This is a genomic window from Mycobacterium sp. ST-F2, assembly GCF_001905655.1.
In the GTDB taxonomy this organism is placed as follows: Bacteria; Actinomycetota; Actinomycetes; order Mycobacteriales; family Mycobacteriaceae; genus Mycobacterium.
In genome coordinates this window covers 101759-123628 of the sequence record NZ_JMHT01000006.1, presented here as the reverse complement: position 1 = coordinate 123628, position 21870 = coordinate 101759, and the positions used below count along the sequence as shown (strand labels likewise).

The window sequence follows — 21870 nt, the reverse complement described above, 5'->3', positions numbered from 1 at the left end:
CCTAGGCAACCATGCCCCTTATCCCTTCTCCGGCTCCGGTCAACCCGTTACCGGTCAGCGGACCCGCGCATGTTCCCGCCAATCCGACGGGACAGTTGGCCCAATCTCTGCCGGGCTTTGACCCGACTCCCGCCATCAACGCGCAGGAGGCGATCCTCGCCGACTATCTGAACCAGCCGGTGCAAGACATCCTTGCCAAGCTCGGGCTGGGACCGCTGCCGAACGGCGCGCTGCCCCCGGGGGCGCCGCCTCCGGAGGGCACCCCACCTGCGGGTAATCCGATGGATCCGAGTTCCATGATCCAACCGGTGGTCGATGCACTCGGAACCTTGGGGACCGGACTGTTCGAGAATCTCGATCCGACCAAAATGTTCGAGGGCATTTCGAAAGCGTTCGAGTCCACAGCCAGTTCATTGAAGGACGCAATGAGTTCGCTGGGCGATATGTGGTCCGGCGAGGGCGGTCCTGCTGCCGCGGCCAAGACCGGCGAAGCCGTGGCTAACGGTGCCGAGGTCGGTGCACAGTCGGCCGGAATCGGCGCCAATTTGTCCACTTCGGCGGCCAATGTCCAGCAGGCGCAGCAGCGCCTCATCGAGATCATCAACGAGTACCACGCCAAGATCGCGGCCATCGGGCCGAACATCATCTTTCCGTGGGGTCAGGCGCAGGCCGTTGAGGCGGCCACCCAGGCGACCACGATGACCACCGAGGTCATCACCGAGTTGCAGAGCACCCTCGCCGCGCAGGGTGGCGCTGTCGCGGCCACTGGTGCGCCGGTAGCGGTGACCGCCGCACCGGAGATGGGTGCGCAGATGATCGGCCCGATGATGCAGATGGCGACGGGCATGATCTCACCGATGATGCAGGCGGCGACCCAAGGGTTGTCCTCCGGCATGCAGGCGGTTACCGGCGCTGTCCAGACCGGGATCGAAACCGCGACCGGCCTGGCATCGAGCCTTGGTGAGGCGGCCGGTGGTGCCGGTGGACCTGCCGAGACGGGCGCAGGTGCGGCGGGCGCTCCGCTGAGCAAGATGGGCGGCGCCAGTGGAGCCCACGTCGCTGGTGGCGGTGGTGGTGGCGGCGGTGGTCACGCAGCTGTCGCGCCGACGCGAACGATGGCGCCGATGTCGTTGCCGACCTCGGAGAGCACGGCTGCGGTGCAGGGTGCGGCCAAAGCCGGCGGTGCCGGCGTCGGCGGCGGCGGCATGATGGGCGGTGGCGGGGCGATGGGTGCCGGCCACGGCGCCGGTAAGGCCGGGGCAGATAGCAATGGCCACAATGCCGCGACCTTCCTGCACACGTCCGACCAAGGCGGCGAGATCGTGGGCGATCTCGGGAACGTGGCGCCGCCGGTGATCGGCGAGATCGACCCCAATGACAGTCCTGATATCGAGTTGCGGATTTAGACGAGGAGATTCGACATGGCCAGCACCAATGATTTCGCGATGGCCCCGGCTGAGGTTGCCGATGCCACCAAACAGCTCGACGAGCTTGCCAACCGGGTGGAGAAGGTCATGCAGACCGAGGCCCCCAATCTGACTGTGACGGCGTCCGGTCGGGACGAAGTGTCTCAGCGCGTGGCCGCCACGCTCAACCAGGTGCACGACGCGTTCGGCAAGTCGGCCGAGCAGGGCTTCACCGAGATTCGCGAAGTTTCCGCGACCCTGCGGGATCACACCGACAACGTCGTCGCCGCCGACCAGGACTTCGCCGTCTGACGCCGGCACTACAGCGCCGTTCGCGGCATTGATAGCGAGGGGAGGGGGTTAGAACATGGGTTTCACCAACGTCAACTGGGAGTCGCGCAGCACCGAGCAACTCGCTCGTGATCTAACCGACGGACCCGGACCGACTTCAGTGGGCCAGGCGGGTGCCGCCTGGATTCGGGTGGCCAACGAATTGGCCAGTGTTTCAACTGATTTCGACAAGATCATCGAACGGATCAAGGCTTCGTTCGCAAGCCACGGCTCGGACGCCGCGACGCGGAAGCTCGAAGAGTTCAGCAAGTGGCTGCAGGCCGTCAGCCTGAGTGCCGCGGCCAACGGTCAGCGTGCCGAGGAAGCCGCCGTCGCGAATACCGTTGCGATCCTGGCGATGCCGAGCGTGTCCGAAGCAGTCGAGGCCAAGGCCTCGCAGGACATGATGGCGTCGCTGGCCGCCTACAACGGGGCGGTGCTGAACGGCACGTTCGCCGAGTTCGACGAGGCGGCCACGGCCGATCAGGCGAATGCCGCGGCCGTGATGCAGCAGTACGAGGAAGCCTGCGCCGCGCTGGCCGAACCGTGGGAGCAGCCCCTGCCGCCCGACGTCGCCAAGGGCGATGCGCTGAAGGCAGAGCAGGATGCCAAGGCCGGCGAAGGTTCCGGTGGCGGCGGCGCAGGTGGGGGTGCCGGTGTCGCTCCGCCGCCGTTGTCGCCGTTCCGGGTCACCACCGCTGCCTCCAGCGGCGAGGCCAAGAACCTGCAGAAGGTTGCCGCCGCGGGTGGCGGCGGCGCCGGGATGGGTGGCGGCGGGTACGGGCCGATGGCCGGTGCCCACGGCCGTGGTGACAGCAACCGCGAGCATGAATCATCCATGCCTGCAGCGGCTTTGGCCGGCGGTGGCGAACCCGGCGCCGGGCTCTCCGATAACGGCGGCTCGTGGTTGCCGGCCGCGGCGCAGAATGATGCACCGTTCACCGCCAGTGTGAGCTGGGGACCCAACACATCGGTGTTCGACGAGCTTGTAGTGCCCGATGGCCCTGAAACACCTGGTTACGCCGAGGAACCCGAGCGCACGTTGCAGCAAGTGTCGGATCAGTGGGTGGCCCCGTCGGTGATCGGTGTGGACAAGGGGCTATCGATATGACGGCGTCGCTGCAGCCGCAGATCATGCTTACCGATGATGAGCTGCAGGTAGCCGGTGCGCGGGTCGGGGTGCTGAGCTTCCCGGCCGTCCTCGCGGTGCGGGCCCGGCACACCACATTGGATCGTCTGCACACTGCATTCGACCGTGCGACACAGACATTGGCGGCACGCGGGGTGATCGCCGACGGCGTCGTCGACGCCGATCTGGTACCGCTGCTGCAGGTGTTGCAGCGCCCCGACCGGGAACTGGCGATGCGCCTCGTCACGCCGGAAGGTACCGCGCGGATCTGCGTCGCCCGTCGCGGTTCGCTGTGTGTGCTGGCCCGCCGGGTCGCGCACGACATCACGCTCCGGGTCATCGGCCGTGGCGTTGAATTGCGTGATGCGGCAGCGGCATTGCTCGCCGAGCTACCGCGCGCGGCGGCGGCCGACATCACCCCGGTCGGAGCGCCGCTGGCGGCGATGGTCGAAAACCTCTCCGGCACACACGACCCGGCGGTATTGGCCGATCGGGTGCGGGCACTGGGCGCCGAACCGCGAGCGGCCATGCTGCTCGGCTCGGCGCTGGCATCCCGGCAGGCGTTCGCCGAGATCGTCTACTACGCACTCGATAGCGACGACGACAGGATTTCTCGCAGCCCCGCGGCGGTCGGTGTGTTCTACACCAAACGTGGCCGCATCGTGGGCGCCCCCAGCTCATCTCCGGCAGGGCAGCTCTGGTCGACCCTGAAAGCTGGATCCGATCACGCCGTAGGGCAGGCGATCGGCCAGCTGGTGGAGCTTTCCGACGAGGGATGGGGGGACCTTTAAGGGGAATGCTGTTTGGCCCAAAGGCAGAAAACCATGGACGACAAGAGATTACGAATAGAAAGCGAGTAGTGACACATGACAGTTTCACTCACCCCGGCCGAAGCCGAGGCGAAGATCGAGCAGATCAACGCCGCGCGTGACCAGGCCGTGCAGAAGCTGAACCAGATCGAGGACGCGCAGCAGCAGATGTTGTCGGCCTCATGGCACGGTGACTCGGCCGGCAACTACGGCCGGGTGTCGCAGAGCCAGCGCGAAGAGTTCGACCAGATCATTTCCACACTGAACAACATCGTCGAAAAGGGCTCCGAGCACATGCGTTCGGTTGCCAACCTGGACCAGAGCTAAGGAAGGCAGGACATCATGGCTGCAGACGGAATTCTCTACAACTTCGGCGCCAACGCCGGACACCTCGAGGACATCACCGGGATGACGAACGCCATCCAGGAGGTCCGTGAGGACATTCACACCATCTTCACCACGCTGGCCGAGGTGTACGAAGGTGACGGCGCGGCTGCGCTGACCCAGGCGCACCAGGAAGTCAACAACATGTTGGAAGAAGCGCTGAACACCACGGTGAACACGCAGAAGCAGGCGCAGGATCAGCAGGACGCCATGCAGGCGATGGACCGGGCCAACGCTGCCGCGTTCTGACCGGTAACCGTGGAGCCCGGACCCGCCAGGTTGGTGGGTCTGGGCTTTGCGGGTTGATTGGGAGGGTGAACAATGTCAACAGATGTAAATATCGCGACTGTTCAGGCGATCACCGAAGCCGCCAAGAACGGTACCGGCGATTTTGTGAAGTTAAGCCCGGACGCCAAGAAGGCGTGGGTCACGGCAATTGATGAGTGCCTAGCTGATTTGAACACGTTGAAACCTCATTTCCAGACAATTCGGTCGAACTATGCGGGTGAGATCGACGGAGTCGATCTTCTCTCGGCGACAGAAACCAAGAAGCTGTTGCAGCAGACCGCGCCGGACAGCGTGGAGGATGCTGTCAATAAGTACAAGACGTATCTGGAAGATCTGAAAGAAGCGATCGAGACTGCCTACAAGCGACTGCAGAATGTCGACCAGAGCTAGGCGAGATCAGTAAGGTTCACCAATCGTGTGTGGAGACGATCCAGATTCGACCAAGGCGTTCGATGACAGTGACGTGCAGGGAGACAAGGCACTCAAACAGGGCCTCGCTGCATCTGATGGTCAGGATGCGCTCGTCATCCCCAAGAATGACTTTGGGAAGTTCAATGAGGCGTTCGGCCGGGATTTCGTCTCCATGTTCAACGAATTCAAGCCGGTGCCCGAGTATGTGGTGCCAACGTCGGTTGATCAAGCGTGGCGAGATATCGGCAACGGGCTCAGGAAGGCTTCACGGTCGTTCGAGCGCAAATTGTTAGCGCTGAAAAAGGACGGCGCCTGGGAGGGCAAGACCATACAGGCCGCGTTCGACAACGCAATGCAATCTACGGCTGAGCCGTTCTATACCGGTACTGCCGCGCTGCGGGCAGCAGAACTTGTGCACAAGTTCCGGGATACGTTCCAGTATGTCAATAAACATCTTGTGCAAGACATTGATGGAACCTTCCCGACTCTGTACGACCGGTACCTCGATGACAAGAGCGCGAAGACCGAAACGCGATCAGCAGGGCGCGGCGGTGTCTATCAAGTAACCACGACGCCAAATGTCAAGCAGGTCGAGGAAGATTACAACTCCTGGATGCGGTCCATCATGAACGGCAGCTACATACCGGGGGTCAAGGATGTTCAAGGCGGTTACCCGCAGTTCGTCGTCGATACAACATCGAAGCCGAACACGCCGCCGCAGATTCCCGGCGTGAACCTCGATTCGCCTGGTTCGGGCGCACCGAGTCTGTCGTCGTCGGGGGGCGGTACGCCATCGATGTCAGCGGGGGGAACGTCCACGCTTCCTACGATGCCCACGGCATCATCCCTGGGCAAGGGGGGTCTGGCAAGTACTGGTGATCAAGGGCAGCAGCAGGCGTCGCAGGGTGCCACCGATGCATTGTCGGGGGCAGCGGATGCGGCGAAGAGTGGATTGAGCGGCGCATCGGATGCTGCGAATCAGGCGATGAGTGGCGCGACCAATGCCGCGACGCAAGCGGCTAGTGCGCTCCAAGGTCTGGCGAACAAGAAACCGGGGCTGCCGGAAGGCGTTCTCAATTTGGGCAAGGGCGCGAAGGCGTCCGGGGGTAGTTCGCTGGGAGGAGGCCGAGCGGGGGGCGGCGGTAGCGGTGGTGGCGCGCGGCTTGGTAGCGAACTCCCGGCGAGTCGGCCCGCGGCGCAATCGGTCAGCGCAAGCTCAACCGGTGCGAACCCGACAACAGCCGCAAAGGCCGGCATCGGCTCCTCGTCACCCGGTGCGGGCGCACCGGCCGCGGGCTCGAAAGGCGCGGGAGGCGATGGTAAAGAACACAAGGTCAGCAAGGCCCTGCGGACTCGCAGAAACGGGGCCACCATCGCCGGAGAGGCAGAGGCGGTTGTGTCGGTGGTGGGCGATGAGGGACAACAAGAAAGCGATGCGCAGGCGTCCAGACAGTAGGTTGCTGCGTCGATGAATCGACAGATCGGAACCATTAGCGTCCTGGATTTGGAGACGCTCACTCACCACTACGGGAGGAAGTTTCTTTCCTACCCGTTTCGCCACCTCGAGCCACTTCCGTATGTGTATGAACAGGACTTGCAGCGGTACCGAAGGCAACTGCTCGGGGAGTTTGACGATGGACGGTTTCGTCACCTTGAGAAATGGCTTGATGTCCAGCTACGGGAACACGATATTCGCGTCGAGTGCTTAAATGTCACGGCAAAAACCGGTAGTTCACTTGCTGTATCCGCTACTCGACGCCAAGATATCGGATTCATTGCGACACAGGGTGACGACGACACCATTTCCGTGCGGCAGGTATCTCCGTACGAATTGGGAGCGGAGGTCGCCAAACTTGCACAGCTCACCGGTAGGCCCGGCACGTCCCCGGTAGTCACCGTGCCGAGCGTCAGAGTGCATGACCGCGCATCGACGCGGACGCTCGGCAGCGCCAACATCCTTGATCGCGTCACAGTGGCCGACCCACCTATCGTGGTTCCTTCAGATGAATTGCTGGCGGGAGGAGAAGTGCAGACACACTATCGACCGGCATCCCGGTGGGGCCGAGACAGAACCAAGCCGTTCATCGGGTGGATCGCCACGAAGCAGGGCGACTACATCGTCCGCGAGCCCTACGAAACAGCCTCTCCCGTCACAAGAAAGCGATTGGCAGAGAGCATTGATCGCCTGATTGCTGCGGATGTTGTCCAGGTTCGAGCGCGCAGGGAAGGCGACTAGCTCGGCGGCACCAGCGAGACGATCTCCTTGGTATCGAAACGGGACTGTATCAACGTTGATCCGACAGCCCATAGGCGCGTGTGAGTCTGTGGGTCGGGTAGCTCCCACTGTCGGGTGCAGGTGTTTGTATCGACCGCGACAAACACTGGATCGCTCGGGGTGGCACCGGAAATCCATCCGACTACGACGGTGCCGTCAGATCCGACGTAATTGACCGCGTCGACGGGCAGGCCCGCGCATGCCGAGACGCTGTTTCCGGTGGTGAGGTTGTATTTGCTCCAGATGGCGTTGGGTTTGAAAGCGGCGTCGTCGGGGGCGGCGTACATATCGTTGCCGATAAATCGGATGTTCAGGGAGTGTGTTTTGGTTTCGGCGATGAGTTGGCCGCTGGCGGTGAAGATGAGTTGCTTGGCCCCGTTGGATCCGATCTTGCTGAGGGTGACGATGGCGCGTTGTCCGTTGCCGGCGATTTCAGCAGATTCGCCATCTTTGGGGCGGTATTCGCCTTTCTTGTTGCCGTTGTTGTCGTAGAAGTGGAACGCCGAGGGTGATTGGCCGTCCATGACAACGAAGCCGCCCATGACCGGTTCGACCCAGCCGGGGACGTGGTCGAAGATTTTGCCGTTCTCGGCGGAGAACACCAGGCCAGGCCCGTCCTGGTCAGCGACCAGGTTAGATACCGGATCGCCGGGAAAGTCCTGCTTCCCGACGGTGTGGACAACACCCTCTCCGGTACCGGGAACGAACCAGGTGCGCTCACCATGATCGCCGAGCCCGTACCAGCCCACACCGTAGTGGAGGGCGACGGCGTAGTCACCGACGGAATCGACGGTAAAGAGCGACGGATCTTGTGTGGTCACGCGCAGGTCGGTGGGCCCGCGAGAGACTACGGCGCCACTATGGCTGTCGATAACCCATGCTTCGATCTGATCGTCACTGCCGCGATTGTTGAGGCACAGGAGTGGGTGTGGTCCGTTGACGTAGCAGTCGGCGCCCATGTAATCGAGAATTTCGACTGGCGGGAAGAGCGGTGTGCCGTGCTTGACGTCGAGTCCGACGATCCACGCGCGTGGGTGGTTGCCGGGGCCGCTGACCGTGAAGTAGGCGTTGTCGCCGAGGTATCCGAACATCTGGGCTTGCAACCGCTGATTTGTGTTCGGGATCAGCTCGTCCAGTTTGACTCGCCAGCCGGGTACCGGCTTTTGACGTAGCGAGGGAAGCAGGACGGCGCCGGGGATGGCGATTTCCCGTTCGGCGGTGGATTGACCGGTGTTTGTGTGGAGCCATCGCGGAATGACCACGACCGCGCCCGCGATCACCAGGACCACAACCGATGCCAGTGCGATCCAGAGGCCCCATCGGCGTTTCCGGTGCGGGTTGGGTTCAGAGGGAGCTTGCCAATCGGTGTTTACGCCCACAGGTTCAGCCTAGCCAAGCCTCTTGAGGTCGCCTGGACATGTGCTCAGTGCACCGTGACCACGCGGTCTTCGATGGAGAGCTCCGGGCGGCGGACGATACGTACGACAACAGCGGTAGCGCTCAGGTTGTATTCGGTTGCGACGAGCAGGACGGTCGCGCCGTCGTCGAGGAGCCCCAACCGAGCCAGGTGGCCGAGGCCCGCAGCTTGTGCTGACACACTGAGATATCCGTGATCCAGATGGAATTGGTAGAGCTCGTCCATCCACGGCAGGCCCATGCGTGATGCGAGCAGCCGGTACGGTTCGCCGGTGCGCGAGCTGGGTGGCACGAAACAGGTGACATCTGCCGGATCAAGGCCAGCGTCGGCCAGGGCCAAACGCAGCGCCGTGGCAATCATTCTCGTCGATGCGCGCATGGTCGATGGTGCGCGCGATCCTATTGCGTTCACGTATGCGTCGCGAAAACCCTTCTGGGTCATGTGCTCCCAGAACTGATCATCGGAGCGCCAGGCATCTGCATGGTCAGGGCAGCTGGCATTCCCGGTGCTGAGAATCTGGGCGAACCCGCTCGGGCCGATTACCGCGGCGCTCGCCACATCAGCGAAGGGTTCGCCGGCATCGTGGCGTGAGAGTGCGAATCGGTCTGTCCAGGACCAGTTGTCGGCGGCCGTGCATACGACGGCACGGTCGGGACGGCGCATCGAATCAGCGAGTGTCCACGACGTCAGGCCGCCCGCGCAGAACTGCCGGACCTCGATCGCGTTGCCATTCGAGCCCAGGACAGCTGCTTGTACGGCGTGATGGACCGGCCAAGAACGTGCTCCCTGATAGCCGCTGCCGGTGTGTATCAGCCAATCGAACTGTGCACTGTCGATACCGCTGCGATTGACTGCGGGAATACCGACCTCGACCGCCATCTCGACAGGCGTCCCGCCGGGGTATTGGCTGACCGCGCGCCATTCAGGTGCCGAAGCGACATCTTCGAATACCGTTACGGCAGGCGGCAATTGGACTGAGACCGCTGATAGGTATGAATCAGTCAAGGGCTACCGTCCTGCCTGCGTGGAAGGGAGCATCCCAGTCGCTTGTTCTGCTCACGCTTCAAGCCTAATCAACATGCCGCGCTGCAGGAGCAAGGACCGGTGTCATGGGCAATTGCGCGTAAAGCGGGGTGCTGGCGGTTCATTCGGACTTGGGGTAGACATTGATTCGATGCCTGACGACCGCTCGACACCTGGTGCGACGCACGTGGGGGCCGATTCACCCGATGCTCGAGTGTTCGCCGATGCCCTGTCTGCTGAGCTCATTCCGTTGGCTCCACCGGCCTGGATTCACATTCGGGCCGAAATCGACCCCTCGGGCCGCGGCGAGGCGTTTGCCGTTACGGCGCAGGGTTCACATTGGCTGCAGATCCCTGACCGCGCCACCGCACTGGTCCGTGGTTTTCGCCCGCCTTCTGAGCCGTGGGCACGACTCAGAATCGATATCGATCCCGGTGTGCCCGCTGTGCTTGACCTTGACTCCCGCAAGCCGCCGCAGCGTGCGCGTGCGCTGCTGATCGCGTTTTCGGCGGTCTGCCTCACGGCCGCCGCAGTTATCTCATTGGTGGCCGTGTTCCGTTCCCCGCCGCAGATTCCTGTCGAGGTTGCGCCGCCGGTGTCGGATGCTCAGGCTGAGGCTGAACAACTGGTCCGCGGATGGTACGACAACGAAAAGAGTGCCGATCCGGCCTTTCTGCGGCAGCTCGTGTGCTCGGCGCCGAACGGGATAGTTGCCCTGGAACTGGCGAATGCCGAGTCGGGTTCATTCCGCGACGCGAAGGTTCGCATCGAAGGTTTCACCGATTTCGTAGACAACGGCGGGACCGCGCAGATCAAGGTGTACTACACCGGGCACGCGCTTTCGGCTGCGGCGGCGCAGCAGATCGAGAGCCGCAAAGAGGGCTACTTCATCTGGACTTTCGTTTTCACACGTGAGAACGGTCAGCTGAAACTGTGCGGGGGCTAGTGTGGCTAATCGACTGAGTTCACGTGTTCCACTTACGATTTGGGTGGTTGTTGCGGCGGTGTCGGTTGCGCTGCTGTCTGGATCCTTGTGGTGGATGCTGCGCCCGCACCCAACCGTACGGCCAATGTCGATGAGTTCATCGATGAGCGATCAGCAAGCACGTGACGCGGCGGAAAGCACCGTACGAGCCTGGATCGGCGCGTTAAACGCCCGGAATGTGCCCAATCTGCAGGCACTTTCGTGCGAGCGTCCGGCGCGGAAGATGTCGATTCCGTTCAGCAGTGAAGAACCGGACCCATCGCTCACCCATATCGACGCAGTCACGACGGGTTCGTTTGAGCGTGATGGTGATACGTGGAAGTTGCCGGTGTTCTTTCGCTCTCCGGGCGCCGGATACGGTGGCCGAGTGTTCTCGCTGTCTCCTGCGAATGGCGCACTGCGTGTGTGCGACATAGCGGTTCCCGAGCCGTGGTGAAGCCTCAACGGATCAATGGCAACCTCGGATCAAGCGGGTACTGCAAGCGCGGGATTCGGTTATTGACGGTGGCGGCTCATCCGGCGTTCTGCCAGAATCGACGGTGCGCCGTGCCACAGGGGGTTGCGGTGCGTATCCGGGGAGGGGTACCTGGTGAGCAACGACGCGGCTCGGCATGAGCTGGCTGAGGTGCTGGCGCTCGCCCAGGAGCAGATGGCTGACCTGGCGGTCATGCAGAAGAAGCGCGCCGCACTCACCGCGCACGCCGCGGTGGCTGACGGGACTGTCGAGGTCACGGTGAATGCCCAGGGGCTGATCACCCGGACAGTGATCGACGAGGCCTACCTGGACGAATTCGACTTCGCTGACCTCGGCGGTTACGTCACCCAGGCTGCGCAGGCGGCGGCCCAGGAAGTGGGGCGGCGTTCGGCCGAGCTGCTGGTGCCGCTGAACGAGCGGCGTAAGAAGTTCCCCTCGCTGTCCGACATCGTGGACGGCGCTCCCGACTTCCGGGAGCTGATGAACGATGTCACGATGAAGCTTCCGGACCCCGATGTGAAGGCGCCCTCGCCTTCCCCGGACGACGGCTGGGATGACCACACGTCCTACAACCCGACTGTGAGGGGATGACGATGAGCCAACCACTGGGCGTGACACCGGAAGGGTTGCGGTCGACTTCGGATCATCTGGCGGACGTCAGTTCGCGGATGAAAGGCGTTCTCTCGTCGCTGCACGGCAAGCTCTCCGGTGAGGGGGCGGCGTGGGGTGATGACAAGATCGGTAGCCAGTTCGCTGACGGCGGCAGTGGGTATCTCGCTCAGCTCGAGTGGGTCGATGGCTCGATTGACGCCAAAACCGGCCTGCTCGATGACTATTCAGAAGGTCTGCGCACCGCGGCCGATACTCTGGAATCTCAGGACCAGGCGTAGCTCCCCGTCGATGTGATCGATAACGGGCTCGGGGATCTTGCGTGACGATCAACATCCCCGGTTATCTGCAGTGGGTTTCTTATCTCACCGGGTCGGAGTGGCCGCAAGGTGATGAGGACGCGATGCGGCGCATCGCCGATTGTTGGCGTGATGCCGCCGGCGATCTGAGTGATCTTGTCCCCGATTTGAATCGGGTGCGCTCGGAAACCATGTCGGTGCTGATGGGCGAGACCGCCGACGCCGCCGAGCAACAGTTCGCCATGTTGTTCGACGGGGATTATTCGGTCGACAAACTCGCCGAGGCGATGTCGGCGTTGGGTGAACTGGCCGGCGGTGCCGGCACCGAGATCGAGTACACCAAGCTGCAGATTTTGACCTCGTTGGCGATCGCTGCCGCGGAGATCGCCTGGGCACTGGCCGCTGCTCCGGAAACCTTCGGTGCGTCAACGGCTCTGATTCCGGTTACCGAGGCCGCGACCATCATGACGGTGCGTCAGTTGGTGGCGATGCTGCTGCGCCAGCTGGTCAGCAAGCTGAGTCAGGCGTTGACGAAGACGGCGGTGCGCCGGTTGTTGCGGGAGATGGGCAAGGAAGCCCTGCAGGAGACGGTGGTCGGTCTGGGTCAGGAGCTGGCCATTCAGGGCTACCAGGTGGCCCAGGGCAATCGTGATGGGATCGACTGGGACCAGGCCCGCAATGTCGGGATTTCGTCGGCGGTTGGTGGTGCGGCCGCGGCGCCGGTGCACACCGGGACCTCGCGCCTGCTTGGGGATGCCAATTCCATGGCATCGGGTATCACCAAGGGCGCGATCAGTGGGTATACCGCGGGGGTGGCCGGCAACGTCGCGGGCACCCTGGCCACGGGTGGCCAGTTGGATGCGCTGTCGATCTTCGGTGGTGCGGCCAGCAGCGCAGCGACCGGAGGTGTACACGGCGGTAAGGGCCACGGCGGGACCACCGACACCGGAGCGCGGCCGGACGCTGGTGGACCCGACAGCAACGGGGCGGCGCCGAGCCGCAATGGCAGTTCGAGCTATGACGCCGGCGGCTCGACGAGTAACGGTCAGCAGTCACACAACGGCAGTAGTCAAACATCAAGTAATACAACGACTTCCAATTCTGAATCCGGGCCGGACAGTCACGCGGGTGTTTCCGGAGCGCAGGATGGTACGGCCGGGTCGCCGCATGCCACCAGTTCGTCGGACCCGTCCTCGCATACCGCCGCGTCGTCGGCACCGGCCGGCCCCGGTGACAGCGGAGCGCAGGATTCCGGGCCGACCCATAGCGGTGGCGATGGTGGTCCGTCGGGGCCGTCGGACTCCGCTCATGCTGCCGATGGGCCCGATGGTGGTGGGTCCCGCAGTGACGGCAAATCCGATCCCGTTGGGCCGCAGGATCATTCGAGCCAGAGCAATCACACCCAGACCGATACCGCGCAGCAGCCGCATGACAACGGCCAGCACTCCGGCGATACCAGGCAATCGGGCAATACGCACGATCCAGCGGCACCACATTCCGATACGGCCACACATGCGCCGGCCGCTACGGAACACTCAACAACACAGGAACATTCGACTCCGCAAGCGGTGTCATCGACGCCAAGTGCGGCAGGAGCGAGTTCGTCGATGTCGACGCCGGCCGCGACGAGTTCCGCACCGACCGGCACCCCGGCTGCGTCTACATCGACGTCAACGTCGTCGTCGACCACGCCGGGCCCAACGACGCCAACCACCACCACGCCTACGAGCAGTGCACGCCCGTCGTTGTCGGGCACCTCAACTGCGGCCTCGCAAACCAAGCCAGCCGGAGCGCCGGCCGCCCGCGTATCGGACGCGGCGGCCACGACATCCGAAACCGGCCAGCAGCATGATCCTACGGCCGATAGCACTATCCCGCCCGTCGCGGTGGCTCCGGTCCTGCCCACAGCAGGTGGTGATTCCACCCCCTCACGTGGCGCGACCGGTCAGGCTGGACCAGCGCAACCTCGGGTGACGACGTCTGAGGCGCAAGGTGTTTCGCGGACAGATCGGCCTGGAGCTACGCCCGGTAACGGCCCGGACAATCAGCACGGCGGTCCGTCAGATGCCGGTTCGACACCCGATGGGCCGGCCACGCATGGTCCTGTTGGAAACCCATCGGACGCACGCATTTTCGGCCCTGGTGAGCTGACCAATGTCGAAGACCCGGCGCATCAGACTGCGGTGGAAAATGCACTGCGCAATCCCGACGGTTCGTACGCGGTACACGCTGACCCGCGTACGAACGCATACGGGGACCTCATCAACGACGGTGGCACAGAAGTCGACGGTCGACGGAACAACTGCCTGGACTGCTCGCTGTCGGCGCTGTCGTCGTTTATCGGCGACCCGACCGTGTCGGCACCGCGATTCCCCGACGAGGTGGCACCTGGGGTTATCGACGATGTCACCGGCGAACAAGGTGGATTGCAGAGAGCCGAGAATTGGCTCGGCGGTGGACTTCTGGAATTCCCGAGTGAGGTGAGGTCAGCGCAGTTCCCCAGTGATCCGACTCCCAACCAGTCCATCAACGATGCAATGGCACGCCAGTTCGCGGCGCTGCACGAGTACGTGGCAGGTCTCGGACCCGGATCCGCGGCACTCGTAGTGAACGGTTGGCACGGAACTGACGAGGCGACCGGGGCATTCCTGTACAACCAAGACGGCACCCCCGTCAACGATGGCTCACATGCCACGGTCATCGTCTATCCCGAGGGAGCCAACACTCCCGTTTGGTGGGATCCGCAGCAAGGCTTGACATCTGACCATCCTCCGGCGTGGATGGTTGGAGCCTCCACCTATCTGCATTTCACGCCCATCGACCCGCCACAAGGAGTGCACAATGCCGGAACTGGAAACCAGGGAACAAGCTCTGGCCTACCTGGCAGAAATGTCACCGACGGAGACGTTTCGCGTGTACCCGTTCGAGCACGGATGGGTATGTACGAAGGTGCCGACCCCGCAGCAGGTGAGTTCGGGAGCAACGGTCGGGATGGCGCGGTTGGTGATCGACTCGCAGACGGGGAACGTGTACGTGTATCCGAGCCTGCCGGTGCCGATGGTGGCCGAGATGCATTCAGAGGGCAAGCGGACGGGGCGCAACAAGGCGGGCGAACCGATCTACCCGCATCGGTGGAGAATCACGATGGACAAGACTCTGGAGGACGACGCGACGGTCGAGTATCAGATGACAGTGGAGTCGCTGACCGATCCTCCCGAACCGAACCAACGCTTTCCGATGACCATCAACAAGCAGACGTTTCACGTTCAACCGCCCGGACGACTGACGAGACGGGCGATGGCGCGCGCGGAATCGCTGAGTCGTCAGAATCAAGGAGTCTGGCCGGAAACGGCCGAGACCACAGTCTAGCGGGATCGTCAGACGGCTCCGATCGTATTGGCGCGCCTCATGATTCGCCTGATGACCCGCCACGTGACGCCAGTGACCACAATGAGCACCGCGCGCAACAGAATGACGCGGCGGCGCAACATTATTCGCATGAGGTCGGCCAGATCATCGACGTCCTGGCCAATCTCAGGACCGATGCCGACAACGGCCAGACGCATGACGTTCACGAAGCAGCACAACAGGTTCGCGATCACTGGAACAACCTGAGTCAGGCGCAGCGTGACGCCGTCATCGCACACGAGATCCAGACCGGGCACCGTACGAAACTCGGTGATCTTGACGGCCTTCCGGCAGAGGTGCGTGACAAACTCAACCGGCACAATCTGGTTGAGGACATGGCAGCGGGCCATCCCGACGGCGAGACGGATATACGCCGGTTAGCGCAGCAGATGCAAGACCATCTCGCGGACCCCGCCGAGAACGTCCGGCCCGCGCCCATCGGCAGCGACCAGCTGAAACCTTCGCGGTTGAAGCGACTCGCGTCGTTGTTTTCGGGCGATGCCGAAACGCGTTCGAGGACGAGAAATGCGGACGCTGCGTGGGATGCCGTGTACGGCTATCCCGAGAACGGCAAACCACGGCAGCTATACACCTACGATCCGATGGCATTCAACGGCGATGGCCGCATCGCCGTGGTGGTGGGCAATCTCGACACTGCTGCCGCTGTTGCCGTCCACATCCCAGGAATCACGACCACCATTCGGAGCGCCGAGCTCAACGTCAACAACGCGGAGAATCACTATCTTCGGGCTCAATATGAGCAAAGGGACGTGGAAACAGCGGTAGTGTCGTGGATCGGCTATGACGCTCCGTCAGGAAACGTGGTGAAGCTCGGACGGGAGACTGCCACTCAAGCCTTCGCCGAGGCGGGTGGTCACCGCCTGGCTCACGACGTTGCTGGCATCGTTGGGTCCCGCACCGAGAGCCCGGACGTGCATCTGTTCGGGCACTCCTACGGGTCGACCACGACCGCACATGCCGGCGTCGACGGCAGGCTTGCCGATTACGTCAGTACCGTGACGTTGCTCGGCTCTCCTGGTGCGGGTCCACTCACGCATGCAAGTGATTTCGGGATCGGCGCGGACAATGTCTATGTGGCTTCGGCCAGTAGGGACGTCGTCACCTGGACTGGTTCGCACTACGGCGGGGTTCCCAATCGTGGTGCAGCGTTTCTGCAGAATTTCAGCGCGCAGACCTTCGTTGCTGCGCTCAACCACTTCGGTCCACTCACGAATGTCGCGATGGGAGTGTCTGACCTCGCGCACCGTGCCTTCACCCGAATGTCAGGTATTGGGCAGGGCATCGATCCGGCGCTGCGAGACTTCGGGGCCAATCGCCTGACGGCGCAATATCGTTCGCCGGAGCATCTGGGTGGAATCAACCCGCACACGCGGTACTTCGCCACAGAACAGATCGGTAGCGATGGTGACCCTGTTCTGTTGCGTGATGGTCCTCATGCGCCGGTCACCGAATCGCTGGACAACTTCAGCCACATCCTGACCGGCAATGCCGACAGCCTGAGTTTCGAGGCTGACCACCGTGGCCCTGAGCATATTTTTGGCGACCCGGCCCGTACGCGGGCGGTGGAGCCCGTTCCCGGATATCCGGCGAATAACTGTGTGCCGGAGGCGATCGAGGGATTCCGAAACCGGCACCCCGATACGACAGTCACCGATGTCGAAACAGATCACGGAAACCGGGGTGTGCCGCGCTCTGACTACGAGCAGGCGCTGGGCAGCGGCCTGCGTGATGCGACTTTGGACGACATCCTCGCCGCGACTCAAAATGGGGAAAGCGTTGTCGTCGTTGACACTTACCACGCCGAAGGATTACCGGCTGGACATCCCGGATCCCATACCTACGCCGTCGAACCCAACCCGGATGATCCGGAAAACCCCCACGTTTACGAGGGTAACGAACGCACCCCACGTCCATGGCCTCCCGCCGGAATCGACCGCGCGTCCCATACCCAGATCGCAACGTTCCATCCCGATGGCACCCCGACGCACCCTTTGACCGAGAATCAGGCGCACCCGCGGGACGGTGACGATCAGCGCATCGCCGGCGATCACACCGATCCCACTGAGCTGCCTGCGCACCACCGCGACGCAGACTATTCCGCCGATCACATCTCGAACCTGCTCGATCTGCCGGCCTACCACCCGGGCTCGTTGTCTGATATTGAGGTCCGTTCGGTGTATCTCAACGGCGAGCAGCGCATGGCCGCGCTGGACGAGAGCCTGAGGAACCAAGGGGTTGATGCCGAGGCGCGGGCGCGGACGATGTTCGAGGCACGTAACGAATTACGCTCCTGGGCGCGGGAATTGATGAGTGACCGCGACGGTGCCGACAGGCTCACCCGGGAAAATCCCAATCACTCGTGGGATGACATCGTGGCCAAGTATCGTGAACGCGGACTGGACGGCGACGACCTCTACCACACCATCGCCGAACGTTCGATGGCCAGCCGACCCAGTGTGAATCAGCAACTAGGCCTGGACCCGGACCGCCCGCCGCCGCTACCGCCGATGCGTGACGCGCCCGATCCGCGAATAGGTGCTGCACATCCGCATGCCGAACCGGCAGCCGCTCATCCCGACACGACGCATGCCGGCGATGCCGCGGATCCGCAGGACCGGCCGCAACATTCCGAGGAACATCACGTCGATTTCAAAGAAGGGACGACGCCGACAACCCAGGACAAAAGCGCCGAGTACGAACGGCAGATCGGGCGGCAGATCGACGGTCTCAACGACATGACCGCGAATGAGCTGATTCACAACATGGATCATGTTGAGCGAGAAGGCACGGCTCAAAGCGAGGCGCGAACACAGTATCGAGAAGCGCTGCTGGAAGATGAGATTGAGAATGCGTTCGAAATGTTGGACGCGGATCCGGATGCTCTGGGCGATTTGACTCCGGCGGAGTATGCCGCGAACGTGGTTGACGAGACGATGGCTCTGCTCGCGGCCCTGCATGAACCCGATCTCGTGGCCGGTGGCGACGATGTGATATCCAACGGATCCGACGGCAGACCCAGCATGGGCGATCGGCATGTGAACTCGTCAATCGGTAGTCAATGGCGGCACCGGGTCGAAGCCCTTCGTGCGTATGCCCAAACGATGATTGACGACGGTCACGGGGACGAACGGTTGAACGTCACGTGGTCGTTGAGTCAGCGCACATAGAAATGTCGGCGGCACATGAAATACTCACCAATGCCGACCAGGAGCAGAGTTGAACTGGAGCGATACCGATGAGTAGGGAGCCGGATCGCTTTATCGGGGTCTGTGGCGAGCCCACTGCCGCGCATCCGGTCCCGGATGAGAGATATGCGCAATTCGCTGGACTGGTACCTGATCTGCTAATTGACTTTTGGCGGCAGTACGGATTTTCGGGATTCGGTAGTGGTCCTCTTTGGATATGGCCCTGTCGACGGTTCGTGTTCATCCTGTGGTGAGTCCGTCGGCTGGTGTATATGTGCGTTTTGATCAACTCGCGGTGCGGGACTAAACTCAGAGAATGATTGGGGTATGACGTGAGTCGCGAAACCGACGAGTTCGTCCGGAAGTGGGGCGTCCCGACCGTTTCGAGTCGTGCGCCCGACGAGCGTCTTGAGCAATACCGTGACGTGGTCCCCGAACTGCTGCTGACGTTCTGGCGCGAGTTCGGCTTCGCGGGGTTTGGCAACGGGTTGTTCTGGCTATGTGACCCCGTGGCATGGCAGCCGGCCGTCGACACGTGGACTGCAGGCTTGAACTTGGCGATGGGTGACGATAGTTGGTTGGCGGTGAGCCGGAGCGCATTTGGGCGGATGCAGCTGTGGGGTCAGCGAACTGGAATGAGTCTGACGATCACGCCGTACAGCGGCTGGGTGCGGCCCAACGATCGTTCGCATCGAATGTCGACGTCTGTGCGTCGAAACGGCCAGATCTACGCAGCGCTTTTCGCCCCAGACACGACGAGTCTGGATGTTATTGGCGACGACGACCAGCCGTTGTTTGGTCGCGTGCTGGCACGTCAGGGTCCGGTGGGACCGGACACGATGTACGGATTCGTGCCTGCACTCGCGGTGGGTGGCTCGTTGTTGCCCGATCGAGTCGAGATTTTCGACGCAGATGTGCACATGCAACTCCTCAGCGAATTGACTCCCCGTCAGATCCTCACCGACGTAACGCAAGCTCCTCGGTGGCGTCCAGTGCGTCTTGATCAGACGGGTCTGAGCGGTGTCACTGCCCGGTTGTTGACAAACGATCCAACCGATGATGCGGGGTGGCCGGCTGATCTGCCCTCGGGTACGACGGAGGTGGTGATCGTTGACGACACTCCGGGGCCGCTGTTGACGGTTCGTGTGCATCCTGTGGGGAGTCCGTCGGCTGGCGTTTATGTGCGCTTTGATCAACTCGCGGTGCGGGACTGAACAGCAGAGCTAGGGGATACCTACGGTGACTGAGCCTCAAGACTTCGACCCGGCGCGGGTTGCGGCGGCTGCGTTGGCAGGCGCGGGAATCGACGGTGTTTCAGCTGAATCTGCCACGGATCCAAAGACTTTGGTCGATCAAGCTGTCGCGCTTGTTGCGCAGTCGGCGCCGCGGGGGTGGACGTCGATCCACGGTGTGTTCAGCATGGCCGGTGGTGAGGAGATCGCCAAAGCGGTTGCGGTGACACCGCACAACGCCGTTGGTTTTCCGGTTGTGGCCCGGGCTGCGGAGTTGATTCGGCGTCAGCGTGAGGTAACGGTGGGTCCGCAGGGGCCGTGGTTGCGGCTGTTATTCGATCTGGATGCGGCCGGTGAGGTGAAGGTGTCATTCGACTACGGCGACAGCGAGATTCCCGCGGATCAGCTGCTGGCCGGTGAGGCCTACCTTCGTGATTTCGAAATGTATCCGCGGCCGGATGTCCCGGTGTGGCTGTTGGCGCATATGGGCGACGAAGGCCAACAGGCACGAAACCCGGTGAGGGCCCAGCAGGACAGCGTTGGCCCGGCCCAGGTGCATCAGGCTGCCGATGAGATTCCCGAGTTGCGCGAGTTGTGGGCTCGCATGGCGGTGGTGGCGGCGCTGTGCCGGGGCTCGGATACGTCGATCGGCCCCCGCGTTGATCCGGCATTCGCGGTGCACCGTGGGGACAACGGAGGGTGCACCCTGGCTCGGCTTCCCGGTAACCGTGCGGTCCTGTCGGGCGGCCGTACCGACTCGGTGCTGCTGTCGCAGGCCTACAAGGGGGCGATCGCCTGGCCGGACCTGTATGCCGGTGCGCCGTGGTGGGTGCAGGACCTGTATCTGGATCCTCGTGCTGCGCGCGGAATGTTGTCGTTCTGCTACTGGTGGGACGGGCGCGCCTGGCTGCGGTCGGAACTTCCGTCGGCGGCCACGCCGTCAGGGGATCCGGTGTGGCGGCCGACCGATGAGATCGTTGCCGGGATGCCGGGGGTGTGGACGGTCGAGACGACTGCTGAGTTGGTGGTGAAGCTGCTCAATCGGATTGGGGTTGAGCTCGCCGATCGAAATGCCTACGCGGCGGTGTATCTGGTGCGCGCCGCGGAAGCGGGAGTGGCCTCGGTGAGGTATCTGAACCGGTTGTTTGTCGATGGGGTGCCGGACAGTTTCAGTGTGGCCGAGGCGTTGGCGCAGTTGGATGCTGCTGGTGTGTTGTTGCCGGCGTATCCGCCGATCGATGAGCAGACCGCCAAGGCGCTGGTGGTCGATTACTGTCACGCCAACAATATCGATGCGGCCGATTACCCGTTGGATGCCCTTGTGGCAGCGCGGCTGGATGCGGGATGGCAGGTGTTCGTGCCCGTCGCTCCCGGCGAAATCGCCATCGGGCGTGGCTTTTTCATGGTTGCTGATGACCGCGTTGTCGAGCAGGCCTCGACGTCGGTGCTCCCTGATGACTTGGCGCTGATCTTCGCGACGCGATTTGCCTTCCGGGTTCGCGGCCGGAACCGCCCTAAGTGATTTGGCTTCCTCGCCGACGCCGATCTACCGCCGATACGTGGGCGTACCCGTCCGACGATTGGAGGTAATCGTGGGAGTGCGTGTAACCGGGCCGTTTTGGCAGTCCAGACACTATGCCACTTGGGGTTGGTGGCTTCTGGTCATCAGCTCGCTAATGTCCACCATGCCAGACCTGGCAGCGTCAACAGGTAGGCGATACCGGCCCATATCCCGCAGGTATTGACCGCAGACTCGACGCGACCGGTCGCCTTGGAGAAGCGCAATATCGGGGTTTGCCTCTTGAGATCGCCACCGTCGGGCAACATCAGAGCCGATGCAATGAGCAATACGTCGGCCGCAACGATCAACGGCACGGCTGCGGGCGGAGCGGCGAAGCCGGCCCAGATCAGCGTTCCGAAGACTGCTGCGGGAAAAAGGCCGAGGGATGCGACGCTGATGGCCGCTGCGATCATGAGGAACCAGCCGGGCGTCACACAACGGATGAGGAGTGCCGTTACGACGACACCGATCTGAATCACTCCCGGCGTCATCTACCGCTCGAGCACTTCGTCAGGATGGGGTGCTCCTTGCATGTTTGACTGGATGTTTGGGATCTGTCTTCACCGTAGTCGAATTGAGCGCGCGCCATCGACAAGCGGAAGGTTTGACGGCCATCGCTATGG

21 protein-coding genes and 1 pseudogene are annotated in these 21870 nt (G+C 62.8%); 19 read left to right on the top strand and 3 right to left on the bottom strand.

Annotation, left to right across the window (positions count from 1 at the left end):
* The first annotated feature begins 11 nt into the window (after positions 1-11).
* From EB75_RS03380 to EB75_RS03340, 9 genes are all read left to right on the top strand, one after another.
* Positions 12-1406 (top strand): WXG100 family type VII secretion target, encoded by a 1395-nt coding sequence (locus tag EB75_RS03380; protein WP_142239404.1) that lies wholly within the window; start codon positions 12-14, stop codon positions 1404-1406.
* A gap of 15 nt (positions 1407-1421) precedes the next feature.
* Positions 1422-1718: a PE domain-containing protein gene (locus EB75_RS03375; RefSeq protein WP_073694069.1), complete on the top strand. Its 297-nt coding sequence runs from the start codon at positions 1422-1424 to the stop codon at positions 1716-1718.
* A gap of 55 nt (positions 1719-1773) precedes the next feature.
* Complete coding sequence (locus EB75_RS03370; RefSeq protein ID WP_073694068.1) at positions 1774-2847, top strand: PPE domain-containing protein; 1074 nt, start codon at positions 1774-1776, stop codon at positions 2845-2847.
* Entirely contained in the window at positions 2844-3656 is an 813-nt protein-coding gene (locus EB75_RS03365) for an ESX secretion-associated protein EspG (protein ID WP_073694067.1), read from the top strand. Before EB75_RS03370 ends, EB75_RS03365 begins: the two co-directional genes overlap by 4 nt.
* A 75-nt stretch (positions 3657-3731) precedes the next feature.
* Positions 3732-4001 (top strand): WXG100 family type VII secretion target, encoded by a 270-nt coding sequence (locus tag EB75_RS03360; RefSeq protein ID WP_073694066.1) that lies wholly within the window; start codon positions 3732-3734, stop codon positions 3999-4001.
* Positions 4002-4016: 15 nt separating this feature from the next.
* On the top strand, positions 4017-4307 hold the full coding sequence (locus tag EB75_RS03355) for a hypothetical protein (RefSeq protein WP_073694065.1): 291 nt from the start codon (positions 4017-4019) through the stop codon (positions 4305-4307).
* 72 nt (positions 4308-4379) lie between these two features.
* On the top strand, positions 4380-4736 hold the full coding sequence (locus tag EB75_RS03350; RefSeq protein ID WP_073694064.1) for a hypothetical protein: 357 nt from the start codon (positions 4380-4382) through the stop codon (positions 4734-4736).
* 25 nt (positions 4737-4761) lie between these two features.
* Positions 4762-6213 carry a hypothetical protein gene (locus EB75_RS03345; protein ID WP_073694063.1) on the top strand — a complete coding sequence of 484 codons (1452 nt, stop codon included), beginning with the start codon at positions 4762-4764 and terminating at the stop codon, positions 6211-6213.
* A 12-nt stretch (positions 6214-6225) separates the two neighbouring features.
* On the top strand, positions 6226-6993 hold the full coding sequence (locus EB75_RS03340; protein WP_073694062.1) for a hypothetical protein: 768 nt from the start codon (positions 6226-6228) through the stop codon (positions 6991-6993).
* On the opposite strand, the gene EB75_RS03335 is transcribed toward EB75_RS03340, so the two are convergent.
* The gene (locus tag EB75_RS03335) at positions 6990-8411 is read right to left on the bottom strand and encodes a 9-bladed beta-propeller domain-containing protein (RefSeq protein ID WP_142239403.1); all 1422 of its coding nucleotides are present in this window, start codon (positions 8409-8411) and stop codon (positions 6990-6992) included. The genes EB75_RS03340 and EB75_RS03335 overlap by 4 nt on opposite strands.
* A 44-nt stretch (positions 8412-8455) precedes the next feature.
* The gene (locus EB75_RS03330; protein ID WP_142239402.1) at positions 8456-9454 is read right to left on the bottom strand and encodes a 3-oxoacyl-[acyl-carrier-protein] synthase III C-terminal domain-containing protein; all 999 of its coding nucleotides are present in this window, start codon (positions 9452-9454) and stop codon (positions 8456-8458) included.
* A gap of 169 nt (positions 9455-9623) precedes the next feature.
* On the opposite strand from EB75_RS03330, the gene EB75_RS03325 reads away from it, so the two are divergent.
* The 10 genes and pseudogenes from EB75_RS03325 to EB75_RS03295 all read left to right on the top strand — a co-directional run bounded on the left by EB75_RS03325 (position 9624) and on the right by EB75_RS03295 (position 21208).
* Positions 9624-10418 carry a hypothetical protein gene (locus EB75_RS03325; protein ID WP_142239401.1) on the top strand — a complete coding sequence of 265 codons (795 nt, stop codon included), beginning with the start codon at positions 9624-9626 and terminating at the stop codon, positions 10416-10418.
* 142 nt (positions 10419-10560) lie between these two features.
* Positions 10561-10893 (top strand): hypothetical protein, encoded by a 333-nt coding sequence (locus tag EB75_RS28645; protein WP_142239400.1) that lies wholly within the window; start codon positions 10561-10563, stop codon positions 10891-10893.
* Between the two features lie 153 nt (positions 10894-11046).
* Positions 11047-11523, top strand: coding sequence for a YbaB/EbfC family nucleoid-associated protein (locus tag EB75_RS03320; RefSeq protein WP_073694058.1), 477 nt, complete (start codon positions 11047-11049; stop codon positions 11521-11523).
* The gene (locus tag EB75_RS03315) at positions 11520-11822 is read left to right on the top strand and encodes a WXG100 family type VII secretion target (RefSeq protein ID WP_286150064.1); all 303 of its coding nucleotides are present in this window, start codon (positions 11520-11522) and stop codon (positions 11820-11822) included. The genes EB75_RS03320 and EB75_RS03315 overlap by 4 nt, the downstream gene beginning before the upstream one ends.
* A 41-nt stretch (positions 11823-11863) precedes the next feature.
* Positions 11864-14581 (top strand): annotated as a pseudogene (locus EB75_RS30260) (WXG100-like domain-containing protein); the annotation flags it as partial.
* Positions 14582-14681: 100 nt separating this feature from the next.
* Positions 14682-15209: an SUKH-4 family immunity protein gene (locus EB75_RS30255; protein WP_502689334.1), complete on the top strand. Its 528-nt coding sequence runs from the start codon at positions 14682-14684 to the stop codon at positions 15207-15209.
* A gap of 374 nt (positions 15210-15583) precedes the next feature.
* The gene (locus tag EB75_RS30250; RefSeq protein ID WP_502689333.1) at positions 15584-18436 is read left to right on the top strand and encodes an alpha/beta hydrolase; all 2853 of its coding nucleotides are present in this window, start codon (positions 15584-15586) and stop codon (positions 18434-18436) included.
* Between the two features lie 68 nt (positions 18437-18504).
* Positions 18505-18708 carry a GAD-like domain-containing protein gene (locus EB75_RS30145; RefSeq protein ID WP_073694055.1) on the top strand — a complete coding sequence of 68 codons (204 nt, stop codon included), beginning with the start codon at positions 18505-18507 and terminating at the stop codon, positions 18706-18708.
* Between the two features lie 78 nt (positions 18709-18786).
* Entirely contained in the window at positions 18787-19668 is an 882-nt protein-coding gene (locus EB75_RS03300; RefSeq protein ID WP_168175972.1) for a DUF7161 family protein, read from the top strand.
* A 25-nt stretch (positions 19669-19693) separates the two neighbouring features.
* A complete protein-coding gene (locus EB75_RS03295; protein WP_142239399.1) occupies positions 19694-21208 on the top strand; it encodes a hypothetical protein in 1515 nt (504 codons plus the stop codon).
* A 143-nt stretch (positions 21209-21351) separates the two neighbouring features.
* On the opposite strand, the gene EB75_RS03290 is transcribed toward EB75_RS03295, so the two are convergent.
* A complete protein-coding gene (locus tag EB75_RS03290) occupies positions 21352-21738 on the bottom strand; it encodes a hypothetical protein (RefSeq protein WP_142239398.1) in 387 nt (128 codons plus the stop codon).
* Positions 21739-21870 lie beyond the last annotated feature (132 nt).